A 755-nucleotide genomic window follows, 5' to 3' on the forward strand; every position below is an offset into this window, starting at 1 on the left:
CTGTCCCGCTACGCCTACAAGAGCCTCGGCGTCGACCGCAAGAGCTACCTCGCCACCCTCACCATCGACATCCTCGCAGGCCAACCCGCATTGACAGACCAGGCCGATCCTTAACTTCACGGCCTTGCCCTTTAGGGCGGGGGTGAAGGCCCGCGCGGGAGGGCCGCCAGGCCCGAGCGTGCTCTAATCGGGACGGTTTTGCTGCTCGATGTACTGGCGCAGGATGGTCAAGGGTGCGCCGTCGAGGGAGCCGGCGAGGTACGAGGCTGACCACAGTTTGTTGGCTTGGTAGTAGTGGCGGACCAGGTCGGGGAACTCTTGTCGCATCCGCCGCGAGGACACGCCCTTGAGGCTGTTGACCAGCTTCGACAGGGCCACCTTGGGCGGAAAGTTGACCAGTAGGTGTACGTGTTCGCCGTCGCCGTTGAACTCGACCAGGTCGGTCTCGAAGTCGGCGCACACCGCCCGCATGATCTCCTCCAGGCGGGTCAGGTGCCGGTCATCGAACACCTTGTGCCGAAACTTGGTTACGAAGACCAAATGGGCGTGCAGGGTGAAGACGCAGTGTCTGCCGGTGCGAACGTTCGAGAACTCGGCCATAGACCAATGGTAGACTGTCTAATGTGCAGCTTCGGTACAACTACCGCGTCTACCCGACGCCCGCTCAGCAGGTTTCGCTGACGCGGGCGTTCGGGTGCGCGCGGGTGGTGTTCAACGACGGGCTGCGCGCACGCCAGCAGGCGCGCGAGGCAGGC

2 protein-coding genes are annotated in these 755 nt (G+C 63.8%); one reads left to right on the forward strand and one right to left on the reverse strand.

All coding sequences use genetic code 11. The features are described from left to right. Positions 1 to 183 precede the first annotated feature (183 nt). On the reverse strand, positions 184 to 600 hold the full coding sequence (gene tnpA / locus KBX37_RS34000) for an IS200/IS605 family transposase (RefSeq protein WP_210779901.1): 417 nt from the start codon (positions 598 to 600) through the stop codon (positions 184 to 186). A gap of 23 nt (positions 601 to 623) precedes the next feature. Between tnpA and KBX37_RS36185 the strand changes: the two genes are divergently transcribed. Next, a partial coding sequence (locus KBX37_RS36185; RefSeq protein WP_374103953.1) for a helix-turn-helix domain-containing protein occupies positions 624 to 755 on the forward strand: 132 nt, incomplete at its 3' end.

Source organism: Micromonospora sp. U56 (assembly GCF_018070095.1).
GTDB classification, from domain to species: Bacteria; Actinomycetota; Actinomycetes; order Mycobacteriales; family Micromonosporaceae; genus Micromonospora; species Micromonospora purpureochromogenes.